Annotated in this window: 21 protein-coding genes; 14 read left to right on the top strand and 7 right to left on the bottom strand. The window is 50.0% G+C overall.

Annotation, left to right across the window (positions count from 1 at the left end; genetic code table 11):
- The first annotated feature begins 4 nt into the window (after nt 1–4).
- The 6 genes from OGY01_RS06810 (at nt 5) to sapF (ending at nt 6,229) form a co-directional block, all read left to right on the top strand.
- Nucleotides 5–625: a TetR/AcrR family transcriptional regulator gene (locus OGY01_RS06810; protein ID WP_045443435.1), complete on the top strand. Its 621-nt coding sequence runs from the start codon at nt 5–7 to the stop codon at nt 623–625.
- Between the two features lie 321 nt (nt 626–946).
- Nucleotides 947–2,590, top strand: coding sequence for an ABC transporter substrate-binding protein SapA (sapA, locus tag OGY01_RS06805; RefSeq protein ID WP_045443438.1), 1,644 nt, complete (start codon nt 947–949; stop codon nt 2,588–2,590).
- Nucleotides 2,587–3,552, top strand: a complete 966-nt coding sequence (gene sapB, locus OGY01_RS06800; protein WP_045443441.1) for a peptide ABC transporter permease SapB — start codon at nt 2,587–2,589, stop codon at nt 3,550–3,552. Before sapA ends, sapB begins: the two co-directional genes overlap by 4 nt.
- Nucleotides 3,539–4,429: a peptide ABC transporter permease SapC gene (sapC, locus tag OGY01_RS06795; protein ID WP_045443444.1), complete on the top strand. Its 891-nt coding sequence runs from the start codon at nt 3,539–3,541 to the stop codon at nt 4,427–4,429. Before sapB ends, sapC begins: the two co-directional genes overlap by 14 nt.
- Nucleotides 4,429–5,421 carry a peptide ABC transporter ATP-binding protein SapD gene (sapD, locus tag OGY01_RS06790; RefSeq protein WP_045443447.1) on the top strand — a complete coding sequence of 331 codons (993 nt, stop codon included), beginning with the start codon at nt 4,429–4,431 and terminating at the stop codon, nt 5,419–5,421. Before sapC ends, sapD begins: the two co-directional genes overlap by 1 nt.
- Nucleotide 5,422: 1 nt before the next feature.
- Nucleotides 5,423–6,229, top strand: a complete 807-nt coding sequence (gene sapF / locus OGY01_RS06785) for a peptide ABC transporter ATP-binding protein SapF (protein ID WP_048221389.1) — start codon at nt 5,423–5,425, stop codon at nt 6,227–6,229.
- A gap of 42 nt (nt 6,230–6,271) precedes the next feature.
- On the opposite strand, the gene OGY01_RS06780 is transcribed toward sapF, so the two are convergent.
- Nucleotides 6,272–6,961 carry an EAL domain-containing protein gene (locus OGY01_RS06780; RefSeq protein WP_045449640.1) on the bottom strand — a complete coding sequence of 230 codons (690 nt, stop codon included), beginning with the start codon at nt 6,959–6,961 and terminating at the stop codon, nt 6,272–6,274.
- A gap of 512 nt (nt 6,962–7,473) precedes the next feature.
- Here OGY01_RS06780 and fabI point away from each other — a divergent pair.
- The 7 genes from fabI to osmB all read left to right on the top strand — a co-directional run bounded on the left by fabI (nt 7,474) and on the right by osmB (nt 15,600).
- Nucleotides 7,474–8,262, top strand: coding sequence for an enoyl-ACP reductase FabI (gene fabI / locus OGY01_RS06775; protein ID WP_045443452.1), 789 nt, complete (start codon nt 7,474–7,476; stop codon nt 8,260–8,262).
- Between the two features lie 217 nt (nt 8,263–8,479).
- A complete protein-coding gene (locus OGY01_RS06770) occupies nt 8,480–9,622 on the top strand; it encodes a carboxymuconolactone decarboxylase family protein (protein WP_284096847.1) in 1,143 nt (380 codons plus the stop codon).
- 89 nt (nt 9,623–9,711) lie between these two features.
- A complete protein-coding gene (locus tag OGY01_RS06765; protein WP_048221387.1) occupies nt 9,712–11,646 on the top strand; it encodes an exoribonuclease II in 1,935 nt (644 codons plus the stop codon).
- Between the two features lie 263 nt (nt 11,647–11,909).
- Nucleotides 11,910–13,901, top strand: a complete 1,992-nt coding sequence (pdeR, locus tag OGY01_RS06760) for a cyclic di-GMP phosphodiesterase (protein ID WP_045443460.1) — start codon at nt 11,910–11,912, stop codon at nt 13,899–13,901.
- Between the two features lie 183 nt (nt 13,902–14,084).
- A complete protein-coding gene (locus OGY01_RS06755) occupies nt 14,085–14,267 on the top strand; it encodes a YciZ family protein (RefSeq protein ID WP_045443463.1) in 183 nt (60 codons plus the stop codon).
- A 97-nt stretch (nt 14,268–14,364) separates the two neighbouring features.
- Nucleotides 14,365–15,117, top strand: a complete 753-nt coding sequence (gene yciT, locus OGY01_RS06750) for a DNA-binding transcriptional regulator YciT (RefSeq protein WP_045443466.1) — start codon at nt 14,365–14,367, stop codon at nt 15,115–15,117.
- Nucleotides 15,118–15,381: 264 nt separating this feature from the next.
- Entirely contained in the window at nt 15,382–15,600 is a 219-nt protein-coding gene (gene osmB, locus OGY01_RS06745) for an osmotically-inducible lipoprotein OsmB (protein ID WP_045443469.1), read from the top strand.
- A gap of 108 nt (nt 15,601–15,708) precedes the next feature.
- On the opposite strand, the gene yciH is transcribed toward osmB, so the two are convergent.
- The 5 genes from yciH to pgpB form a co-directional block, all read right to left on the bottom strand.
- Nucleotides 15,709–16,035 (bottom strand): stress response translation initiation inhibitor YciH, encoded by a 327-nt coding sequence (gene yciH / locus OGY01_RS06740; protein ID WP_045443472.1) that lies wholly within the window; start codon nt 16,033–16,035, stop codon nt 15,709–15,711.
- A complete protein-coding gene (gene pyrF, locus OGY01_RS06735; protein ID WP_045443475.1) occupies nt 16,036–16,773 on the bottom strand; it encodes an orotidine-5'-phosphate decarboxylase in 738 nt (245 codons plus the stop codon).
- A 188-nt stretch (nt 16,774–16,961) separates the two neighbouring features.
- Nucleotides 16,962–18,131: a lipopolysaccharide assembly protein LapB gene (gene lapB / locus OGY01_RS06730; protein WP_045443489.1), complete on the bottom strand. Its 1,170-nt coding sequence runs from the start codon at nt 18,129–18,131 to the stop codon at nt 16,962–16,964.
- Nucleotides 18,132–18,137: 6 nt separating this feature from the next.
- Nucleotides 18,138–18,446: a LapA family protein gene (locus tag OGY01_RS06725; RefSeq protein ID WP_006684318.1), complete on the bottom strand. Its 309-nt coding sequence runs from the start codon at nt 18,444–18,446 to the stop codon at nt 18,138–18,140.
- A gap of 149 nt (nt 18,447–18,595) precedes the next feature.
- Nucleotides 18,596–19,360: a phosphatidylglycerophosphatase B gene (gene pgpB, locus OGY01_RS06720; RefSeq protein ID WP_045443494.1), complete on the bottom strand. Its 765-nt coding sequence runs from the start codon at nt 19,358–19,360 to the stop codon at nt 18,596–18,598.
- Nucleotides 19,361–19,557: 197 nt separating this feature from the next.
- On the opposite strand from pgpB, the gene ribA reads away from it, so the two are divergent.
- Nucleotides 19,558–20,148 carry a GTP cyclohydrolase II gene (gene ribA, locus OGY01_RS06715; RefSeq protein ID WP_005126450.1) on the top strand — a complete coding sequence of 197 codons (591 nt, stop codon included), beginning with the start codon at nt 19,558–19,560 and terminating at the stop codon, nt 20,146–20,148.
- A gap of 69 nt (nt 20,149–20,217) precedes the next feature.
- On the opposite strand, the gene acnA is transcribed toward ribA, so the two are convergent.
- Entirely contained in the window at nt 20,218–22,893 is a 2,676-nt protein-coding gene (gene acnA, locus OGY01_RS06710; protein ID WP_048221385.1) for an aconitate hydratase AcnA, read from the bottom strand.
- Nucleotides 22,894–23,089: the final 196 nt, after the last annotated feature.

The following is a 23,089-nucleotide window of genomic DNA, read 5'->3' as shown; positions in this document are numbered from 1 at the left end:
GTAAATGACTAAACCACAAGGTCGCCCGATGAAAGCCCGTCCTCGCATTCTTGAGGCTGCGCGTGATATTTTCCTCGAGCACGGCATGGATGTTTCGCTTCAAATTATTGCGGAAAAGGCCAATACAACCAGAACAACGCTTTACAGTCACTTTCCGGGAGGAAAGGATCAGCTACTGGTTGAAACCTTTGCTTTTCTGAACGATAAGCTTCAGCCGTCTCTGCAGCAGTTGCTTGACGATAAACAGCATAATTTACCGGAGCTGCTACTTGGGATCGCCAGGATGATACAAGCCTATTTTTTCTCACCGGCCAATATTCATTTTCAACGACTGCTCATTCAGGTGCTGGTTCAGCGCCCTGAAATCTTTTCCAGCCTTGCGCAGCGCCCTACTGGCCGGATTCGCGATACGCTAGCCCAGGTTCTGGCTCAGTTTCAGACCGAAGGTAAAATTCAACTGGATGATCCCAATCTGCAAGCAACAGCTTTTCTTGGGGCCATTATGGGCTACGCCCTCCCCGCTGCACTTATTGACCAGGCTCCGGTAGATCCGGTGTGGTTGGATAAGCTGGCATTATCCGCTGTGGAGACTTTTCTCAGAGCGTGGCGATTCAATCGTGCGTAAAGAATAAGAACAAAGCAGTTCTGGCGTCACAATTCGGTTGCCGCCTGTTCACTCCCTATTCCCCTCTTGTCATAACCGTTGGCAAAACGCAGACCAGTTCTGTTAAGGCGTATCCTCGTTTATTGCGAGTCAGATAGGGCATGAAAATGCTAAGATAGTTCATGAGGTATATTCAAAGTGGAAAGCTGGTATGAATGTTGACCAGGTCGCGATGTTGAATTCGTGATTACCACCACTACTACCCCCAAACACAAACGGTAATGGCAAATGTCATTAAATATTAGTAAGATAGCTTCTTTATATATAATCCCTTAAAAAATTATGCGCCTGGTTTTATCATCTCTGATCGTGATGGCTGGACTTCTGAGTGGTCAGGCAGTTGCTGCGCCTGAGCAGACCACGCACGCTGATATTCGTGACAGCGGCTTTGTCTATTGCGTCAGCGGGCAGGTCAACACATTCAACCCACAAAAAGCCAGCAGTGGTCTGATTGTCGACACGCTGGCCGCCCAGCTCTATGACCGGCTGCTTGATGTGGATCCTTACACTTATCGACTGGTTCCTGAACTGGCAGAGAGCTGGGAAGTGCTGGACAACGGTGCAACCTACCGTTTCCATCTGCGCCGAGACGTACCGTTTCAAAAGACGGCCTGGTTTACCCCAACACGTAAGCTAAATGCGGACGATGTGGTATTTACCTTCGAGCGAATCTTTGATCGCCAGAACCCATGGCATAACGTAAATGGCAGTAGCTTCCCCTACTTCGACAGCCTCCAGTTTGCCGATAACGTACAAAGTGTGCGTAAGCTGGACAACAACACCGTCGAATTTCGTCTGACCCAACCCGACGCTTCTTTCCTGTGGCACCTGGCAACGCACTACGCCTCCGTCATGTCGGCTGAATACGCCTCAACGCTGGCAAAACAGGATCGCCAGGAATTACTGGACAGGCAGCCTGTCGGCACCGGGCCGTTCCAGCTTTCAGAAAATCGCGCCGGGCAATATATTCGTCTGCAACGTCACGACAATTTCTGGCGCGGTAAGCCTTTAATGCCGCAGGTGGTCGTTGATCTCGGCTCGGGTGGCACGGGGCGTTTATCAAAACTGCTCACCGGAGAGTGCGATGTTCTGGCCTGGCCTGCCGCCAGCCAGCTCAGTATTTTACGTGATGACCCGCGTCTGCGTCTGACGCTGCGACCGGGAATGAACATTGCCTATCTGGCGTTTAATACGGACAAACCTCCACTGAATAATCCTGCCGTTCGTCATGCGCTGGCACTGGCGATCAACAACCAACGTCTGATGCAGTCGATCTACTACGGTACGGCGGAAACAGCGGCATCTATTTTACCTCGCGCCTCGTGGGCTTATGACAACGAAGCTAAAATTACAGAATACAACCCGGCAAAATCTCGCGAACAGCTTAAAGCGCTGGGGCTGGAGAACTTAACGTTACAACTTTGGGTACCCACCAGCTCTCAGGCCTGGAACCCGAGTCCATTGAAAACCGCAGAATTGATCCAGGCAGACATGGCGCAGGTTGGCGTAAAAGTGGTAATCGTCCCGGTAGAAGGTCGTTTTCAGGAGGCGCGATTAATGGATATGAACCATGATCTGACGTTGTCCGGCTGGGCGACAGACAGTAACGATCCTGACAGTTTTTTCCGACCGCTACTGAGCTGCGCCGCCATTAACTCGCAGACCAACTTTGCCCATTGGTGTGACCCGGAGTTTGATAACGTTCTACGCAAGGCGCTGTCTTCACAGCAGCTCGCCTCACGCATTGACGCCTATGACGAAGCACAAAATATTCTGGCAAAAGAGCTCCCGATTCTGCCACTGGCATCTTCACTACGCCTGCAGGCCTATCGCTACGACATCAAAGGACTGGTGCTGAGTCCGTTTGGTAATGCCTCCTTTGCCGGGGTTTCCAGGGAAAAGAAAGATGAGGTGAAAAAACCATGATTATCTTCACCCTGCGGCGTTTTTTATTGCTCCTGGTAACCCTTTTCTTCCTGACATTTATCGGGTTTAGCCTGAGCTATTTTACTCCCCATGCACCTCTGCAAGGCGCATCGCTGTGGAACGCCTGGGTATTCTGGTTTAATGGCTTAATTCACTGGGATTTTGGTGTTTCCAGTATCAACGGACAGTTGATTTCAGAACAACTGAAAGAGGTGTTTCCTGCCACGATGGAGTTGTGCATTCTGGCCTTTGGCTTTGCGCTGATGGTAGGGATCCCTATCGGCATGCTGGCAGGCATAACGCGTAATAAATGGCAGGATCGTTGCATCAGTGCTATTGCTCTGATGGGCTTTTCTATTCCGGTTTTTTGGCTGGCGCTACTGCTGACATTGCTCTTTTCACTTACGCTCGGTTGGTTGCCGGTATCAGGCCGCTTTGATCTGCTCTACGAAGTCAAACCCGTCACAGGTTTTGCCATTATCGACGCGTGGATCTCCGATTCGCCCTGGCGTGATGAAATGGTGGTCAGTGCAATCCGACATATGGTGCTCCCCGTATTGACGCTCTCCGTCGCGCCAACAACCGAAGTCATTCGTCTAATGCGCATCAGCACTATTGAAGTATTCGATCAGAACTACGTGAAAGCAGCAGCCACCCGCGGCCTGTCGCGGTTAACGATCCTGAGACGTCATGTGCTGCATAATGCTCTGCCGCCGGTGATCCCGCGTCTTGGTTTACAGTTTTCTACCATGCTGACTCTGGCAATGATTACTGAGATGGTCTTTAGCTGGCCTGGGCTTGGCCGCTGGCTGATTAACGCGATTCGTCAACAGGATTACGCCGCAATTTCTGCGGGCGTTATGGTGATTGGTTCTCTGGTTATTATTGTTAACGTTATCTCTGATATTTTGGGTGCCATGGCTAACCCTCTGAAACATAAGGAATGGTATGCCTTACGATAGCGTATACACCGAAAAGCGCCCGCCCGGTACGCTACGCACCGCCTGGCGCAATTTTTATGGTGATGCTCCTGCGATGGTCGGCCTGTATGGCTGCGCGGGACTGATGATACTGTGTATTTTTGGTGGCTGGTTCGCACCTTATGGTATCGATCAGCAATTTCTTGGATATCAACTGCTGCCTCCTTCCTGGTCACGCTATGGCGAAGTGTCATTCTTCCTTGGGACTGACGATCTGGGGCGTGACGTGTTAAGCCGCCTGCTTAGCGGCGCGGCTCCTACCGTGGGTGGTGCATTTGTCGTAACGCTCGCCGCCACGCTGTGTGGTCTGGTATTAGGAGTATTAGCCGGAGCAACGCACGGTTTACGCTCCGCCGTGCTGAACCATATTCTGGATACCCTCCTCTCTATTCCTTCGCTGCTGTTGGCGATTATTGTGGTGGCGTTTGCCGGACCGCACCTGACTCACGCGATGTTTGCTGTCTGGCTGGCGTTGTTGCCACGCATGGTACGCTCCGTCTACAGCATGGTGCACGACGAGCTGGAAAAAGAGTATGTCATCGCTGCGCGCCTGGACGGTGCCACAACGCTCAATATTTTGTGGTTTGCGATTCTGCCCAATATTACCGCCGGACTTATCACCGAAATCACTCGCGCACTGTCGATGGCGATTCTGGATATTGCCGCACTGGGCTTTCTGGATCTCGGTGCACAGCTCCCGTCGCCGGAATGGGGAGCTATGCTCGGCGACGCACTGGAGTTGATTTACGTCGCGCCGTGGACGGTAATGCTGCCGGGGGCGGCAATTATGATCAGTGTGCTGCTGGTTAACCTGTTAGGTGACGGCGTACGTCGCGCGATTATTGCGGGGGTGGAATAATGCCATTACTGGATATCCGCAACCTGACTATTGAGTTCAGGACCGGCGACGAATGGGTGAAGGCAGTTGACCGTGTTAGCATGACGCTGAATGAAGGCGAGATCCGTGGATTGGTAGGTGAATCCGGATCGGGTAAAAGTCTCATCGCCAAAGCCATCTGCGGAGTAGCCAAAGACAACTGGCGCGTTACCGCCGACCGTATGCGCTTTGACGATATCGATCTGCTGCGTCTTTCCGCTCGTGAGCGACGTAAACTGGTCGGTCATAACGTTTCCATGATCTTTCAGGAGCCGCAATCCTGTCTCGATCCGTCTGAACGTATTGGGCGGCAACTAATGCAAAATATCCCGGCCTGGACCTATAAAGGGCGCTGGTGGCAACGTATTGGCTGGCGTAAACGCCGTGCAATTGAGTTGCTGCACCGTGTCGGGATCAAAGATCATAAAGACGCAATGCGCAGCTTCCCCTATGAGCTGACGGACGGCGAGTGCCAGAAAGTGATGATCGCAATCGCACTGGCTAACCAGCCGCGCCTGCTGATTGCCGATGAACCCACTAACGCGATGGAACCCACGACGCAGGCTCAAATTTTCCGTCTGCTGACCCGGCTGAATCAAAACAGCAATACCACCATTTTACTGATCAGCCATGACCTGCAAATGCTTAGCCAATGGGCAGACAAAATCAACGTAATGTACTGCGGACAAACGGTGGAAACCGCCCCCAGTAAAGATCTGGTGACAATTCCGCATCATCCCTATACCCAGGCGTTGATCCGTGCCATTCCTGACTTTGGTAGTCCGATGCCTCACAAAAGCCGACTGAATACCATGCCGGGAGCAATTCCATTGTTAGAGCAATTGCCTATTGGTTGCCGCCTGGGACCACGTTGCCCTTATGCACAACGCGAATGTATTGAAACCCCACGACTGACCGGAGCAAAGAATCATCTCTACGCCTGTCATTTCCCGCTGAACATGGAGAGAGAGTGAGATGGTAGAAACACTGCTCGAAGTACGTAATCTGAGCAAAACCTTTCGCTACCGGACCGGCTTGTTTCGTCGCCAGACCGTCGAGGCCGTCAAGCCCCTGAGTTTTACCCTGCGTGAGCGACAAACTCTTGCCATCATTGGCGAAAACGGCTCAGGTAAATCCACGCTGGCAAAAATGCTGGCGGGGATGGTTGAGCCTACCAGCGGCGAACTGCTGATTGACGATCACCCGCTAAAGTACGGCGATTATTCCTTCCGTAGCCAGCGTATTCGCATGATTTTCCAGGATCCCTCAACATCACTTAACCCGCGCCAGCGTATCTCGCAAATCCTCGATTTCCCGCTGCGTCTCAACACCGATCTGGAGCCAGAGCAGCGGCGTAAACAGATTATTGAAACGATGCGGATGGTCGGTCTACTACCCGATCACGTCAGCTACTACCCGCATATGCTGGCCCCTGGGCAAAAACAGCGTCTGGGGCTCGCCCGCGCTCTTATTTTGCGCCCTAAAGTAATCATCGCGGATGAAGCCCTGGCATCTCTCGATATGTCGATGCGCTCACAACTGATTAATTTGATGCTGGAGTTACAGGAAAAACAAGGAATTTCATATATTTATGTAACTCAGCATATTGGAATGATGAAACACATCAGCGATCAGGTACTGGTCATGCATCAGGGAGAAGTTGTTGAGCGCGGTAGTACAGCGGATGTTCTTGCCTCTCCCCTGCATGAGCTGACTCGTCGCCTGATTTCCGGGCATTTCGGCGAGGCACTCACTGCGGATGCCTGGCGAAAAGACCGTTAGCAGGACAAATGCCCTCCTCTGCCGGAGGGCTCTTTTTTGCCTTTAATGGTAGACACTTACCGGCATTAGCGCTTCTACATCGGTAAAAGTGATCGATGGGAATACAGTTCCCTGTATCGCCCATACTCCAGCGTTGATGACTTCGTCGATAAACCGGGCATCGTCAATTCCCTCGACCACAACATGATCACAGTATTCCCGGATATTTTTTATGAGAACCGGAAACATGGGCTTTTCTACCTGGGCGAGAAAGAAGTTACGATCCATTTTCACAACATCAAAACCGCCGCTAACCAGCGGATTCGCCCCGACGCAGCCAGACCCCAGATCGCCCAGCCACAATGCATTTGGACCATCACCAAGAGAGTTAATTAACAGATTATTCAGGCATGCTGTATTCGACAAGAATCGTTCTGAGAGTTGCAGAGCAATAAATGGCATTGCATGTAATGCAGATGTAATGACAGGGTCGCCAATCGCCAGAAGCGCCATTTCGTCAATGAGATTAAGCGTGCAGAAAAGGTTATTTTTCTCAAACCAGTCTCGCTTTTGAGCGATTAACTTTATTTGTTCGAGCAGAAAATGACGTTTTTGTTCACCACTCCACGCTGTAATGATGAAATCTGAATGTAACGGGTGAACCGTGTCTGAAGTAAACCGGGTGAGCATCTCAACACCCAGCAACTTATCCATTGTGTCTCTCATCGGTTCCGCGATGAAATGATAGTGCATAAGACCACTCCAATTGATCATAACATCCTGATAATGCACTTCTAATTACAATCAATCAATAATATCGATCAATACATAGATATTGATCGATAAAAACAATATATCATAACGAACTGAATATGGTCATTATTTTTGTTTTAAGAATCTTCTTACATTGATATGTTTATAAACATCGACTAGCGATAAAATCATGTCATTTTAGCTATTCAGGACCTTAGTACTGTCACCTTGCCGCCCTGTCCTTCGCTGGTTGGATGAGGCAGAACCAGGGGGGAGTGATATACTCCTCACGTGCAATGTATAGCGACAGGCCGCTCATAACTGACTACAACTCTACAGCCCCCTGAAATACTTTTTGCTGCCAGTAACCGTGTGGTGAATCGCAGAGAAAGATCGTGACACAAGGGGCAGAGAGTGGGATATAATTTCAGACCAATTTCGAGTGACCTTGAAATTGCAATCATAACTCATTGATTGCTAAAAAATAAGTAATGACTATAAGGATTAAAGCTATGGGTTTTCTTTCCGGTAAGCGCATTCTGGTGACCGGTCTTGCCAGTAAACTGTCCATCGCATGGGGTATCGCGCAGGCGATGCATCGTGAAGGGGCTGAACTGGCGTTCACCTACCAGAACGACAAACTGAAAGGCCGCGTGGAAGAATTTGCAGCTCAACTGGGTTCCAGCATCGTCCTGCAGTGCGATGTGGCTGAAGACGCCAGTATCGACACCATGTTCGCTGAGCTGGCCAAAACCTGGCCGAAATTCGACGGTTTCGTGCACTCCATCGGTTTTGCACCGGCTGATCAGTTGGATGGCGACTATGTGAATGCTGTCACCCGCGAAGGCTTTAAAATCGCTCATGACATCAGCGCCTACAGCTTTGTTGCGATGGCTAAAGCATGCCGTACTATGCTGAACCCAGGCTCTGCTCTGCTGACTCTGTCCTACCTGGGCGCAGAGCGCGCAATCCCGAACTACAACGTTATGGGTCTGGCGAAGGCTTCCCTCGAAGCGAACGTGCGTTACATGGCTAACGCGATGGGTCCTGAAGGTGTGCGTGTTAACGCAATCTCCGCAGGTCCTATCCGTACTCTGGCGGCTTCCGGTATTAAAGATTTCCGTAAAATGCTGGCACATTGTGAAGCGGTTACCCCGATTCGCCGCACTGTTACCATTGAAGATGTGGGCAACTCCGCAGCATTCCTGTGCTCCGACTTGTCTGGCGGTATCTCCGGTGAAGTCGTTCACGTTGACGGTGGCTTCAGCATCGCTGCAATGAACGAACTGGAACTGAAATAATCTTTCAGACCACCTCCATGGGCGGCGTTGCGTCGCCCATGATTTTCCATTCTTCCGCCCTTCTACATTCTGCCATATATACTTTTCTGATATTTATTATCACCTAACAGTCTTTCATCCCCTCATCCGCTTACGCCAGGATAATGCAGCACAAACGATCCGGCGTATGGGTATGACGACGTATCCGGGTCGCCACTTTTTAGACCAAGGATCGCCCATGGAACAACGCCGAATTGAAGGCAAAAGCCACTGGTATCATGAAACTCAGTCCAGCAGGTATCCGCAAGATGCCCTGCCACTGGTGCCTGAAGCCGCGCACGTCGAGGACAGTTTTTTACTGGATTTGACGATACCCGAAGTCGCGCTTTTACCCTTTCAGTCCTGGTTAGAACCTGCACGTAAACTTGCCTGTCATCTTTTCCCTGCTCACGTTACCCAGAGTCAGTTGCATACATTCAGCGCCTATGAACGTATGAGCACCGCTTTAACTGTCGCCCAGGTTTACGGCGTCCAGCGATTGTGTAATCACTATGCGGCGCGTTTAACACCACTTCCAGGCCCGGACTCCTCGCGGGAGAGCAATCACCGGCTAGCGCAAATCACCCAATATGCTCGCCAACTCGCCAGTTCACCCTCCGTTATCAACGCGCGTGCTCGTCAGCATCTGGATGAGGTTGGTCTGACAACCGGCGATATTATTCTGATCAATCAGATAATTGGATTTGTGGGTTTTCAGGCCCGTGCAGTAGCTATTTTTCAGGCATACTTTGGTCACCCTGCTCGCCGGATACCGGGACTTGATGTACAACAATACGCGCTAGCGTCAGCATTTAATGATGCCAATGCAAAATGGCATGCCGCATCCTTCCCGGTCGAATATTGTCCCGCTCGTCAGCAGCCCCCGGATCACTCGCCCCCCGAACTGCGCGCATTGACGCCGTTACTGGCTCATTCTCCCGAAATACTGGCGGTACTCAAATCACTGGTTATCAGCTCACTGCGCACTGATGTGCAATCAAGATCGTTTTCACTGACCACTCTGCTGACTGCACGTATTAATGGCAGCGTTGCCTGCTTTAATGAATACGCACATTCGGTGCATGAAATGGCCGACGTCATCGCTTTACTTCGCGATGAGGAGCGCGAATTACAGCGCTGGGAGCAGCGACATCCAGTTGAGCGCGTAACCCTACAGGCGGTACAATGGCTGACCCGGGCGCCCGATCGTTTTAGCGCCGCACTACTAACCCCGTTACTCGATCAGGGTATCTCTTCAGAACAGGCTATTAACCTACTGGCCTGGAGCGGATTGTGCGGATGGTTGAATCGCTTGAAAATCGCACTGGGCGAGACTCATTAACCGATCCATTTACTGAAAGAGCGCTTGCTGCGCCAGGCAGATTCGCGTAAAACTGTCAGCCGCTCTTTTGGCCACGAAAATAGACAATTATGCTTCAGGACAACCCGCTGCTAGCGCAGCTTAAACAGCAACTACATTCCCAAACGCCACGTGCTGAAGGGGTGGTAAAAGCCACGGAAAAAGGCTTTGGCTTCCTGGAAGTCGATGCACAAAAAAGCTATTTTATTCCACCGCCGCAGATGAAAAAAGTGATGCATGGTGACCGCATTGTCGCGGTTATCCATACGGAAAAAGATCGCGAGTCTGCCGAGCCGGAAGAACTGGTCGAACCGTTCCTGACTCGCTTCGTGGGTAAAGTTCAGGGCAAGAATGACCGTTTGTCCATTGTACCGGATCATCCGTTACTGAAAGATGCAATTCCCTGCCGCGCTGCTCGCGGTGTGGAACACGAATTTAAAGAGGGTGACTGGGCGGTAGCTGAAATGCGCCGTCATCCGCTGAAAGGCGACCGCACCTTCTATGCTGAATTAACTCAGTTTATCACCTTTGCTGACGATCACTTCGTCCCATGGTGGGTCACACTGGCGCGCCATAACCTCGAAAAAGAAGCACCGGATGGCGTGGCCACCGAAATGCTGGATGAAGGTCTGGAACGTCAGGATTTAACTGCTCTCCATTTCGTCACCATCGACAGTGCCAGCACTGAAGATATGGATGATGCGTTGTATGCCGAAGAGCTGGCTGACGGTAAACTGCAATTAACCGTTGCAATTGCCGATCCTACTGCCTGGATTGCTGAAGGCAGCAAACTGGATAACGCGGCGAAAATTCGTGCGTTCACCAACTATCTGCCGGGATTCAATATTCCGATGTTACCGCGCGAACTGTCCGACGACCTGTGTTCCCTGCGCGCTAACGAAGTTCGTCCGGTTCTGGCTTGTCGCATGATTATTGCTGCTGACGGTACGATCGAGGACAACATCACCTTCTTTGCAGCCACTATCGAATCCAAAGCCAAGCTGGCGTATGACAACGTTTCCGACTGGCTGGAAGGCACCGGGGACTGGCAGCCTGAAAACGACGCGATTGCCGGTCAGATCCGTCTGCTACAGCGCATTTGCCTGAGTCGTGGTGAATGGCGTCATAACCATGCTCTGGTATTTAAAGATCGCCCGGATTATCGTTTTGTTCTGGGTGAAAAAGGTGAAGTCCTGGACATCGTGGCTGAGCCGCGCCGCATCGCAAACCGTATTGTGGAAGAGTCCATGATTGCGGCAAATATTTGTGCGGCACGTGTGCTTCGCGACAAACTGGGCTTTGGTATTTATAACGTACACATGGGATTCGATCCGGCGAATGCTGAAGCGCTGGCCGCACTGTTGAAAACCCATGGTATGCACGTCGATGCCGAAGAAGTATTAACCCTGGAAGGCTTCTGCAAACTGCGTCGTGAGCTGGATGCCCAGCCTTCTGGTTTCCTCGACAGCCGTATTCGCCGGTTCCAGTCTTATGCAGAGATTAGCACCGAGCCAGGACCGCACTTTGGGTTAGGTCTGGAAGCATATGCCACATGGACTTCCCCTATCCGTAAGTATGGCGATATGATCAACCACCGCCTGCTGAAGGCTGTTATCAAAGGTGAAACCATCGCTCGTCCGCAGGATGATATCACCCTGCAAATGGCAGACCGTCGTCGCCTGAACCGTATGGCCGAACGTGATGTAGGTGACTGGCTGTACGCGCGTTTCCTGAAGGACAAAGTCGATACCGATATCCGTTTTGCAGCTGAAATCATTGACGTCAGCCGTGGCGGTATGCGCGTTCGTTTAGTCGATAATGGCGCTGTTGCATTTATTCCGGCACCATTCCTGCACGCTGTCCGCGATGAACTGGTATGTAGCCAGGAAAGCGGAACGGTGCAAATCAAAGGTGAAGTGGTTTACAAAGTCACCGACGTGATTGATGTAACTATTGCTGAAGTTCGGATGGAAACCCGCAGCGTTATCGCTCGTCCTGCCGTGTAACACACATCGATTCAACGGCCTTTTTCTGTAACGAAAAGGCCGTTTTCTTTTTTTCCGCGCAATTAGCTGCCACGCACTACACTTCTTTCATCCAGTCAGAATTATTTTTTCTATTTTCAGCACACTGACTTTGCTTTTTCCTGAATCTGGATTACACATAAATATATAAATAAAACAATACGTTCAGCCATAATCAACCTGTATGAATCATGGCTACCCTTATTTTTGTGGCTGTATGCGCTTTAAACGGGATAGTACACATCATGAAAGACGTTCGGGAGAGGGTTACGTTGTATAGCTATATAGGCACTCACACCCCCTACTGGCGTTTGTCAGAGGATTGCAACATCCTGCATTTTTCTATCGCCGAAGCGACTGATACCGACCAAACCATCGAGCTCTCACCGGAACAAGCCGATCGTATTCGGGAGATGACAGTCATTACGTCCAGCCTGTTAATGACTCTTCCCATTGATGACGATGATATTCCCGTTCACCTGGTCGGACGGAAAATTAATAAACGCGAATGGGCCGGTAGCGCATCCGCGTGGGATGACACCCCTTCTGTTGCGCGCGATCTGGCACAAGGACTCTCTTTTGCTGAACAGGTCGTCTCTGAGGCTAATTCAGTTATCGTTATCCTTGATCGTCAGGGCAATATTCAGCGATTTAATCGATTGTGCGAAGAGTACACCGGGCTAAGAGAGCGCGAAGTGATCGGGCAAAGCGTCTTCACACTCTTTATGAGCCGCCGTGAAGCCGCCGCTTCAAGACGTAACATCGACGTTTTTTTTCGCGAAGGCAATTCGTATGAAGTCGAACGGTGGGTGAAGACCTGTAAGGGTCAGCGCCTGTTTCTGTTTCGCAATAAGTTTGTGCATAACGGCAGCGGTAAGAACGAAATTTTCCTGATCTGTTCAGGTACCGACATCACTGAAGAACGACGCGCTCAGGAGCGTCTGCGCGTGCTGGCGAATACCGATTCCATTACCGGATTACCCAACCGTAACGCAATTCATGAATTGATTAGCGAGGCGATCGACAACGCGGGAGACACCCAGGTAGGTATTGTTTACCTCGATCTGGATAATTTCAAAAAGGTTAACGATGCCTACGGGCACATGTTTGGCGATCAGTTGTTACAGAGCGTGTCGCTGGCAATCCTCAGTTGTCTCGAGGAAGATCAATTATTGGCTCGTTTTGGCGGCGATGAGTTTATTGTCCTTGCCACTAAAACGTCCCAGAGCGCACTGGAGGCCACGGCATCGCGTATTTTGACACGCCTGCGTCTGCCTTTCCGTATCGGCCTTATTGAAGTGTATACCGGATGTTCTATTGGTATTTCCCTCGCCCCTCAGCATGGAAATGATAGCGAAAGTGTAATTCGCAATGCAGATACGGCAATGTATACAGCCAAAGAAGGTGGCCGCGGACAATTTTGCGTATTCTCCCCTGAAATGAATCAACGGGTATTCGAATACCTTTGGCTGGATACCAATCTGCGTAAAGCCCTGGAAAATGATCAATTGCTTATTCATTACCAGCCGAAAATAACATGGCGTGGCGAAGTGCGTAGCGTGGAGGCTCTGGTGCGTTGGCAATCGCCCGAGCGCGGGCTAATCCCACCATTGGAGTTTATCTCTTATGCCGAAGAGTCGGGGCTGATTGTTCCGCTGGGACGCTGGGTTATTCTGGACGTCGTGCGCCAGGTGGCTAAATGGCGTGATAAGGGAATAAATCTGCGTGTAGCGGTAAACGTATCGGCTCGTCAGCTTGCCGACCAGACCCTTTTTACCGATTTGAAGCAGGTGCTTCATGAACTGAATTTTGAATATTGTCCAATCGACGTCGAGCTAACAGAAAGCAGTTTGATTGAAAATGAACAACTTGCACTGTCGGTTATTCAGCAGTTTAGCCAGCTTGGGGCGCAGATTCATTTGGATGATTTTGGGACAGGATACTCATCACTGTCGCAACTTGCCCGCTTCCCACTTGATGCGATCAAACTGGATCAGGCCTTTGTTAGAGATATTCACAAACAATCTATTTCACAGTCGTTGGTACGAGCCATTGTCGCGGTGGCGCAAGCGCTGAATCTACAAGTCATAGCCGAAGGTGTTGAAAGCGCGAAAGAGGACGCCTTTCTGACCAAGAACGGTGTCAACGAGCGTCAGGGCTTTTTGTTCGCCAAGCCAATGCCGGCCGCCGCATTTGAACGCTGGTATAAGCGTTATCTGAATAAAAAGTTGCGTTAAAGCGGAAGGAGTAAACATATTGAATATGGAAAAATGGACATTCCTGGATGGATCATATCTGTATGTAATTACAGAATATATATTATTCTCCGATCGTTCGGGATAATACTATTTTTCCCTTCTCTTTTGTCATGAATTTCTGCATCATGAAATTCTAACTATTTTGACATTAGGATGACGAACATGTCTGATATCGACGCACAGCGTCTGGCCGAACGTATTGATACCGTGCTGGATATCCTCGTTGCTGGCGATTACCACTCAGCCATCCACAACCTCGAGATTCTTAAGGCTGAACTGTTAAATACGGTCAAAGAAGATACAGAATCTTTGTCAAAAAAAGCCAGGGCCCCGTGGGAGATCTGATGGCATCGTTCTCTGTATGTGATTGCTATCATCAGATTTCAGATAACGCAGTCTCCGTTTAATTTCCGATACGATATCGCTATAAAAAATTAATACTATGAATTCCCGACAACAATCTATTTTGCAGATGGTGACCGATAAAGGCCAGATGAGTGTAGCTGAGCTTGCTAAAGTCACCGGCGTTTCAGAAGTGACGATTCGACAGGATCTGAACACACTGGAAAAACAGAGTTATTTACGCCGTGCGCACGGTTTCGCTGTCTCATTGAACAGTGATGATGTAGAAACGCGCATGATGACCAATTTCACGCTGAAACGTGAACTGGCCGAATTTGCCGCATCACTGGTCAATCCTGGCGAATCAGTCTTTATTGAGAATGGCAGCAGTAATGCGCTTCTGGCCAGAACACTGGCGGAACAAAAAGACGTCACCATCATTACGGTCAGCAGCTATATCGCTCATCTGCTCAAAGAAACTCCCTGTGAAGTCATTCTTCTCGGTGGGATCTATCAGAAAAAAAGTGAAAGCATGGTCGGACCGCTAACTCGCCAGTTTATTCAGCAGGTTCACTTTAGTAAGGCATTTATCGGTATTGATGGCTGGCAGGCTGATACCGGCTTTACCGGCCGCGACATGATGCGCTCTGACGTAGTCAATGCTGTGCTGGAAAAAGGTGCAGAGGTGATTGTGCTTACCGACAGCTCAAAATTTGAGGCAATTCACCCTTACACACTGGGTCCGTTAGATCGGTTCAGCCGCGTAGTGACGGATGCAAAACTCAGTGCCAGCGTGCAAATGCAGCTAGAACACTCGGGATTAACGGTAAACATCATTGATACCCAAGCATAATACTTCACCAGATGATTTGTCAGCAGGCAAATCATCTTCTCTCTGAGACTTATCTGACGGTCCAATTAAGACTTTTTACCTGTCGTTAACAGGATAAAGTCGTAAAATTACTATTAGCGATATAACAGGAAGTGACTATCACCTGCGTGATTTAGTTGTCATCCCTGCGCAACATAGTTCACGGAAATATCTTTAATGGTCCTGATATGGCGTATCATTAAAGAGAACTGGATCCCGTGAATCAATAATTCAGGAGAAAGTATTATGTTTGTAACGAGCAAAAAAATGACCGCTGCTGTTCTGGCGATTACTCTGGCAATGTCTCTGAGCGCTTGCTCCAACTGGTCCAAACGTGACCGTAACACCGCGATCGGTGCTGGTGCAGGTGCTATCGGTGGTGCAGTCCTGACGGATGGCAGCACGCTGGGGACGCTGGGTGGTGCTGCGGTAGGTGGTATTATTGGCCATCAGGTGGGTAAATAATCTACTGTTGACTGGCTCGATATAATAAGACGTTTACTTTTCTCAGCTCTGTACCATTAGTTCGTTATTTATAAAAAAGCCACGGTCGAATTCCGTGGCTTTTTTTGATTAACCGCCCGCCAATTTAACTTTCATTCCCTTGGCTTCCAGCAACGATTTTATCAGGTCGCGTTTATCACCCTGAATTTCTATTACGCCATCTTTCACTGCACCACCACAGCCACATTTTTTCTTCAGCTCAGCGGCTAATTTAACCAATTCAGCATCATCCTGATCAATCCCGGTAATCAGGCAAACACCCTTACCTTTCCGACCGCTAGTTTGACGCTGAATACGGACAATGCCATCACCCTTCGGGCGGTCAGGCACCACTTTGGGTTCATCAATACGTCCGGATTCAGTTGAGTAAACCAGGCGAGAATTAGAGTCGTTCATTTATGCACCTCGTTTCAGGGAGGCATTGATCATCTTCAAGGTCTGCGCCGGATCATTCGACTGTGTGACCGGACGACCAATCACCATGTAATCTACACCAGCGGAAAGCGCCTGCTCTGGCGTCATAATGCGGCGTTGATCACCCGCCTCACTACCTGCAGGGCGAATCCCCGGGGTGACCAGTTTAAACGGTTGACCAAACGCTTGCTTGAATCGTACCGCCTCCTGCGCCGAGCATACAACACCATCCAGCCCACAATTCTGGGTTAAACGTGCCAGTCTTTCGGCATGCTCAGCCGGTGACAATGTCACACCAAGGTCTGCCAGATCGCTGGCTTCCATACTGGTCAGAACCGTCACTGCAATCAGTAGCGGAGCGTCTTTGCCGAAAGGTACCAATGCTTCACGTGCTGCAGTCATCATGCGTGCCCCGCCTGAAGCATGAACGTTTACCATCCACACACCAAGATCTGCCGCCGCTGCAACGGCATGCGCCGTAGTATTGGGAATATCATGAAATTTCAAATCAAGAAAAACGTCGAATCCACGCTGTTGTAAGTCACGAACCAACTGCGGTCCAAAAAGCGTGAACATCTCTTTGCCCACTTTCAAACGGCAATCACGAGGATCAATTCTGTCGACAAAAGCTAACGCTTTATCGCGGTTATTGTAATCCAGAGCGACAACGACAGGAGAATCAGTAACAGCACGGGAAGAAGATGAAGCAGTAAACGTCATGACCAGACCTTCTTGAAGATGGCGCCGCTTGCGGCACAAAATGGGTAAACGGCGTGCATTCTACCTGCGGTAATAGAAAATTAACAGGCGCGTTTACATTTCTGCGAGGCGATGTGGCACAGGTGTTTGACGCTGTGAATGATAACCACTCATTAGTATGTTGTAACTAAACAAGGCATTTTTTTAAATTACTGTCCATCAAGGCCGCGAATTGGCTTAATGGTTGACCACGAACGGCAGGACGGGCAATGCCAGTACAGCGTATAAGCTGTAAATCCACATTTATGGCAACGATAGCGTGGCTTACTGCGGATCTGCTCACCGACCATATCACGCAGAACCATCAGACTTTCTTTGGCGCGCCCTTCTTCCGCTTCATTAAGGTGATAGTCCATCAGCTTATGGAAAACGCGCATTGTGGGATGACGTTGTAACTGGCGGGTAATGTAGATCTGAGCGGTATCACTACCTTCGCGAGCTTCAAGGATATCAGCCAGCATCAGCTCAGCGGCAGCACCGGTATTTTCCTCAACTGCACGACGCAAAAACTCCGCCCACTCATCATTCTTACCGAGCTGCTGATAGCAACTTTGCAGCATTTCCAGCGTTTCGCTGACCAGCTCTTTATCCTGAGAAATTACGCGTTGCAGGCTTTCGACTGCCTTTGCATATTCCCCATTCATCATATACACGCGCCCCATCATGATGGAAACGCGGGCACTGTTTTTATCGGCCGCAGCCCCTTTTTTCAGCAACGTCATGGCGCGATCCATATCGTCGCTACCCATTTGCTGTAAGGCCAGTTCACAGTAAAAATGCGCGATATCTATACGCTGATTATCTTTGCCGAGTTTGACCAGACGTTCCGCCACATCAATGGCTTTCTGCCATTCGCTGGTTGCCTGGTAAATTTGCAATAATTGCTGCAATGCGCCCACGCGGAAATCCGTTTCATCGGTCAGCTGATTAAACATGTCCTCCGCGCGGTCATATAAACCCGCGGCCATGTAGTCGCGTCCTAATTGCTGAACCGCCAGTAAACGCTGCTCATAGGTCAGCGATGCACTTTCCATAAGAGTTTGATGGATGCGGATTGCACGATCGACTTCACCGCGAGAGCGGAACAGGTTTCCGAGGGTGAGATGAGCCTCAACGGTGCCTGTATCCTCTTTCAGCATATCGAGGAACAAATCCACCGCTTTATCTTGTTGATTGCTGAGGAGGAAGTTAACCCCGGCGACGTAGTCACGCGACAGACGGTTAGCTTCATCCTGCTTTGTTTGTTGCGCACTTCTGCGACCCATATACCACCCATAGGCAGCGGCTACAGGCAAAAGCAGAAACAACAACTCCAGCATAAATATTTATTCCTTCACAACCGACGAGTCGGCAGATACCGCAACGTCGGTCGCAGGCGCAAGCTGGTTTTCCAGTCGTTTGATTTTACGTTCGGCACGCGCAAGAGACACACGAACCTTCAGCCAGAAAAGGCCGCAAATTAACCAACCAATAGCAAAACCTGCAGCGAACAATACAGCAAGCAGCGTAGATATACGATACTCACCCTGAGCCAGCAGATAGTTAAACGTTACCTGTTGATCGTTTTGCGCACCTAATGTCACCGAAATAACAAAAATCGCCAACACCAGTAAGAAAATGAGTAAATATTTCACATTACTTCCCGTTATGTGGTTTGAGCGAATAAATCGTGAACAACTTACCGCGTTAAGCCTTTTAAATTACCATTTTCACGACGAGTGCGAAACGGAAAAGCGCCTTACACGTTATGATTTGAGGGCAAATTTCGAAAAATCAATCGTCGTCAGCTTTCTTGCTCGCGCTCTGCTATTTCCTGCTTCTCTTGCGCAGGCGGTGTTAATGGCCCGCATACCCGCTGTGCAAGCCAGGTTGCCAGTGTCACCAGCAGCCAGGATATCAACGTTGCGACGACTAAATCACGTGGCCAGTGCATTCCCAGAAGCAAGCGGCTGCCCATTACTCCAGTCGCCCAGATGAGCAAGAAAACAATTGTCAGAGTACGTCTACGCGGCCACAACAATCCTACCGCCAGTAAAGCCCAGCTTGCAGCAAACATCGTATGCCCGGAGGGAAAGGCAAATCCCGTTTCTTTTTGCCAGTGCTTACGCAAAAACGTTGGAATATCCTGCTGTCCTGACAGTTGTTCTTTTACTAAGTGCCCACGTTCTTTACGTTTTAAAGTGTAGAACTCATCAACAGGAACATGGTGTGTTTTTTCCAGCCAAATAACAAATGGCCGGGGTTCCTGTACCCGGTCTTTAACCCAGGATTTCACACCCTGGCCCAGTAATATTGCCCCTGCCAGGATAGTAAACAGCATAAGTGCAGCTTTCAGACGAAATCTCAGACACCACAAAAACCAGGCACAGAGAACGACATGCGTAATGATCCCCCAGGGCTGAGTCACCGTTTCTGTTATCCAATATAAGGATTTTAACCACCAGACATTGTGGCCTGGTTGCCATTCCCAACCCGATATCCATACTGAAACAGGCATGATCAGCAACAGTGCGGCTCCTGAGGCGGTCCGCTTTGCAATAGACAGCATTGCATCTCCTTTCGTCGATAAGTCTCACAATCATAACTGAAAAAAGTATGTATCGGGAAAATTGACAATTTTGTGCCATTCCAAAAACGAATGCGTTGTCGCAATTAGGTGAACACCATCGCCTTATGGCAAAATAGCGCAATACAGAAGCCAACAGGCGACGGCACTCAGGGTGCCAGCATAATCTGGAGAAATACATGCAGCTTAAACGTGTGGCAGAAGCCAAACTGCCAACCCCATGGGGTGATTTCCTGATGGTGGGATTTGAAGAACTGGCAACCGGACACGATCATGTCGCACTGGTTTTTGGCGATATCTCAGGCCAGACGCCTGTCCTGGCTCGCGTCCATTCCGAATGTCTTACCGGCGACGCATTGTTCAGCCTGCGTTGCGATTGTGGTTTCCAGCTTGAAGCCGCGCTCACGCATATTGCTGAAGAAGGACGCGGTATTCTGCTCTATCACCGCCAGGAAGGTCGCAATATCGGTCTGCTTAATAAGATCCGCGCCTATGCGCTCCAGGATCAAGGCTATGACACCGTTGAAGCCAACCATCAGCTGGGATTCGCGGCAGATGAGCGAGATTTCACTCTGTGTGCCGATATGTTTAAGCTGTTGGGTGTCGACGAAGTGCGTTTGTTGACCAATAATCCGAAGAAAGTTGAAATCCTGACGGAAGCCGGTATCAATATTGTTGAGCGTGTACCACTGATTGTTGGCCGCAACCCCAAAAATGAACATTATCTGGACACCAAAGCCGCCAAAATGGGTCACTTATTGAGCGAGTGATTTCACATAATTGTCGAATAATTCGGCATATAAAAAAGCCTGCAGTTAATTTGCAGGCTTTTTCGCATTTTAGTTCAGCATATTACGAATGACATAGTGCAAAATACCGTCGTTCTGGTAGTAGGTTAATTCCGTGGCGGTATCAATACGACAACGACACAAAATCACTTCTTTACTGCCATCAGCCCGCACCATATTCACCGGAATAATCGCACCCGGTTTTATATCTTGCAATTCCGTAATATCGATCACTTCATCACCGGTTAATCCGAGTGTTTTTCGCGTGACGCCTTGTGGGAACTCCAGAGGCAGGATCCCCATACCTATCAGATTAGAGCGGTGAATTCGCTCAAAGGATTCCGCGATAACTACCCGAATGCCCAGCAGACGTGGTCCTTTCGCTGCCCAGTCTCGACTGGAGCCCGAGCCATATTCTTTGCCGGCAATCACGGCCAACGGAACCTTCTCTTGTTGATAACGCATTGCGGCATCGTAAATAGCCACAACTTCTGTCCCCGGCAAATGACGAGTCATTCCCCCTTCAATGCCCGGCACCATTTCGTTACGAATACGAATATTGGCGAACGTACCGCGCATCATCACTTCGTGATTTCCACGTCGTGAACCGTAAGAGTTAAAATCTTTGCGCTCAACGCCGTGGTTCTGAAGATAACGCCCTGCCGGACTGTCCGGTTTAATGCTGCCTGCGGGTGAAATATGGTCAGTCGTCACGGAATCCCCAAGCATCGCCAGGATTCGTGCCCCATGAATATCCTGTACCGGATCCGGTTTAGCCTGCATGCCATCAAAGAATGGCGATAAGCGAATATAGGTCGAGTCGGACTGCCAGCCATAGGTGTCTGCACGGTCAACATTGATGGTTTTCCATTCAGGTGTTCCTTCGAACACTTCCGCATACTCTTTATGGAACATCTCAGTAGAGACCTGTTCAACAGCACGGGCAATTTCCCGTGCAGATGGCCAGATATCTTTCAGATAAACCGGGTCACCATTTCTGTTATGTCCGAGCGGCTCTTTCGTCAGATCAATGTTCATATTTCCCGCCAGCGCATAGGCAACCACCAGCGGCGGCGACGCCAGCCAGTTCGTTTTTACCAGCGGATGAATTCGACCTTCAAAGTTACGGTTGCCGGAAAGTACGGCCCCCACCGTCAGATCACCTTTTTTAATCGCGGTTTCGATTGGGTCAGGTAACGGACCTGAGTTGCCAATACAGGTGGTACAGCCATAGCCAACCAGATTGAATCCCAGCTCATCAAGGTACGGTGTGAGTCTTGCCTGCGCCAGATAATCAGAAACCACCTTTGAGCCTGGTGCCAGCGAGGCTTTCACCCACGGCTGGCGTTTCAGACCGAGTGTGACCGCTTTTTTCGCCAGTAGTCCTGCCGCCATCAATACACTCGGGTTCGAGGTATTGGTACAGGAGGTGATTGCCGCAATAACCACAGCACCGTCCGGCAACTGATATTGATGCCCGTTCAGCACATAATCCACAGGTTGACGGTCTTTCTGCGAACTATTCACCTCAAGTTCATTGCTTGCCGCAAAAGCTTTCGGAACATCCCCTAATGCAACGCGATCCTGCGGACGCTTTGGTCCCGCCAGGCTTGCTTCCACATCGCCCATGTCCAGTTCCAGAGAGCTGGTAAATACCGGCTCATCACCAGGGTTGCGCCACATCCCCTGCGCTTTGGCATAGGCACCAACCAGTTCAACCTGTTCTTCGCTACGACCACTCAGCCGCATGTACTCGAGGGTCACGCCATCTATCGGGAAGAAACCACAGGTTGCACCATATTCTGGGGCCATATTCGCAATGGTCGCCCGATCAGCCAACGGTAGGGTATCCAGGCCGTCGCCATAGAATTCCACAAATTTTCCGACCACGCCGTGTTTACGCAACATCTGGGTAACGGTCAGAACCAGATCGGTAGCAGTGATCCCTTCACGTAATTTCCCAACAAGTTTGAAGCCGACAACGTCCGGGATCAGCATCGAAACGGGCTGCCCCAGCATGGCGGCTTCGGCTTCAATCCCACCAACGCCCCAGCCCAGTACGCCAAGGCCATTGATCATCGTGGTATGGGAATCTGTACCGACCAGCGTGTCCGGGTAAGCCACCCACTCGCCATTTTGCAGTTCACTCCAGACCGCTTTTCCCAGGTATTCAAGGTTGACCTGGTGACAGATCCCCGTCCCCGGCGGCACAACACGGAAGCGGCTGAATGCCTGCTGTCCCCATTTCAGAAACACATAGCGCTCGTGGTTGCGCTCCATTTCCAGCCGGACGTTCTCTTCGAAAGCATCATCGTCACCAAAACGATCGACGGTCACCGAGTGGTCAATAACGAGATCAACAGGTGAAAGCGGATTCACTTTTGCCGTATCACCACCCAGGCGCTTAACCGCCTCGCGCATGGCCGCCAGATCAACCACTGCCGGCACGCCAGTAAAGTCCTGCATCAGCACACGAGCAGGTCGATAAGCAATTTCGCGATCGGCATGAGCATTGTTCAGCCATCGCGCCAGAGCATGAATATCTTCTTCAGTAACTGAGTCACCGTCCTGCCAGCGAAGCAGGTTTTCCAGCAAGACTTTAAGTGATTTCGGTAAACGGGTGAGATCACCCAGTGATTTGGCAGCCAAAGGTAAACTGTAGTAGCGGTAGGTTTTATCTTTAACCTGCAATGTGTCCTTACTGGCTTCTCGTAGGGTCGACGACATAGCTCCTCCTTAAATGACAGGGTTGGATCCCCTGATTTTCCTCAGGGTTAGTATTAAAGATAACACAAACAAAATGTAACGTTTTGATAACAACTCGAATTGATAAAAGAGGAGATCAGCAAAATGACTGGGAACTATGCAAAAAGAAATGAACTGTAAAGGAGATATGGAAGTTGCGAATATGCAGCAGAGTACG

The sequence above is a fragment of the Citrobacter sp. Cm038 genome (genome assembly GCF_030333105.1).
In the GTDB taxonomy this organism is placed as follows: domain Bacteria; phylum Pseudomonadota; class Gammaproteobacteria; order Enterobacterales; family Enterobacteriaceae; genus Citrobacter; species Citrobacter murliniae.
The sequence above is the reverse complement of the archived record's forward strand: the minus strand, read 5'-3'. Positions and strand labels throughout refer to the sequence as shown.

Bases quoted from the DNA above. Each gene is read 5' to 3' on its own strand.
- OGY01_RS06810 (WP_045443435.1), top strand. From the start codon at position 5: ATGACTAAACCACAAGGTCGCCCGATGAAAGCCCGTCCTCGCATTCTT.
- sapA (WP_045443438.1), top strand. From the start codon at position 947: ATGCGCCTGGTTTTATCATCTCTGATCGTGATGGCTGGACTTCTGAGT.
- sapB (WP_045443441.1), top strand. From the start codon at position 2,587: ATGATTATCTTCACCCTGCGGCGTTTTTTATTGCTCCTGGTAACCCTT.
- sapC (WP_045443444.1), top strand. From the start codon at position 3,539: ATGCCTTACGATAGCGTATACACCGAAAAGCGCCCGCCCGGTACGCTA.
- sapD (WP_045443447.1), top strand. From the start codon at position 4,429: ATGCCATTACTGGATATCCGCAACCTGACTATTGAGTTCAGGACCGGC.
- sapF (WP_048221389.1), top strand. From the start codon at position 5,423: ATGGTAGAAACACTGCTCGAAGTACGTAATCTGAGCAAAACCTTTCGC.
- OGY01_RS06780 (WP_045449640.1), bottom strand. From the start codon at position 6,961: ATGCACTATCATTTCATCGCGGAACCGATGAGAGACACAATGGATAAG.
- fabI (WP_045443452.1), top strand. From the start codon at position 7,474: ATGGGTTTTCTTTCCGGTAAGCGCATTCTGGTGACCGGTCTTGCCAGT.
- OGY01_RS06770 (WP_284096847.1), top strand. From the start codon at position 8,480: ATGGAACAACGCCGAATTGAAGGCAAAAGCCACTGGTATCATGAAACT.
- OGY01_RS06765 (WP_048221387.1), top strand. From the start codon at position 9,712: ATGCTTCAGGACAACCCGCTGCTAGCGCAGCTTAAACAGCAACTACAT.
- pdeR (WP_045443460.1), top strand. From the start codon at position 11,910: ATGAAAGACGTTCGGGAGAGGGTTACGTTGTATAGCTATATAGGCACT.
- OGY01_RS06755 (WP_045443463.1), top strand. From the start codon at position 14,085: ATGTCTGATATCGACGCACAGCGTCTGGCCGAACGTATTGATACCGTG.
- yciT (WP_045443466.1), top strand. From the start codon at position 14,365: ATGAATTCCCGACAACAATCTATTTTGCAGATGGTGACCGATAAAGGC.
- osmB (WP_045443469.1), top strand. From the start codon at position 15,382: ATGTTTGTAACGAGCAAAAAAATGACCGCTGCTGTTCTGGCGATTACT.
- yciH (WP_045443472.1), bottom strand. From the start codon at position 16,035: ATGAACGACTCTAATTCTCGCCTGGTTTACTCAACTGAATCCGGACGT.
- pyrF (WP_045443475.1), bottom strand. From the start codon at position 16,773: ATGACGTTTACTGCTTCATCTTCTTCCCGTGCTGTTACTGATTCTCCT.
- lapB (WP_045443489.1), bottom strand. From the start codon at position 18,131: ATGCTGGAGTTGTTGTTTCTGCTTTTGCCTGTAGCCGCTGCCTATGGG.
- pgpB (WP_045443494.1), bottom strand. From the start codon at position 19,360: ATGCTGTCTATTGCAAAGCGGACCGCCTCAGGAGCCGCACTGTTGCTG.
- ribA (WP_005126450.1), top strand. From the start codon at position 19,558: ATGCAGCTTAAACGTGTGGCAGAAGCCAAACTGCCAACCCCATGGGGT.
- acnA (WP_048221385.1), bottom strand. From the start codon at position 22,893: ATGTCGTCGACCCTACGAGAAGCCAGTAAGGACACATTGCAGGTTAAA.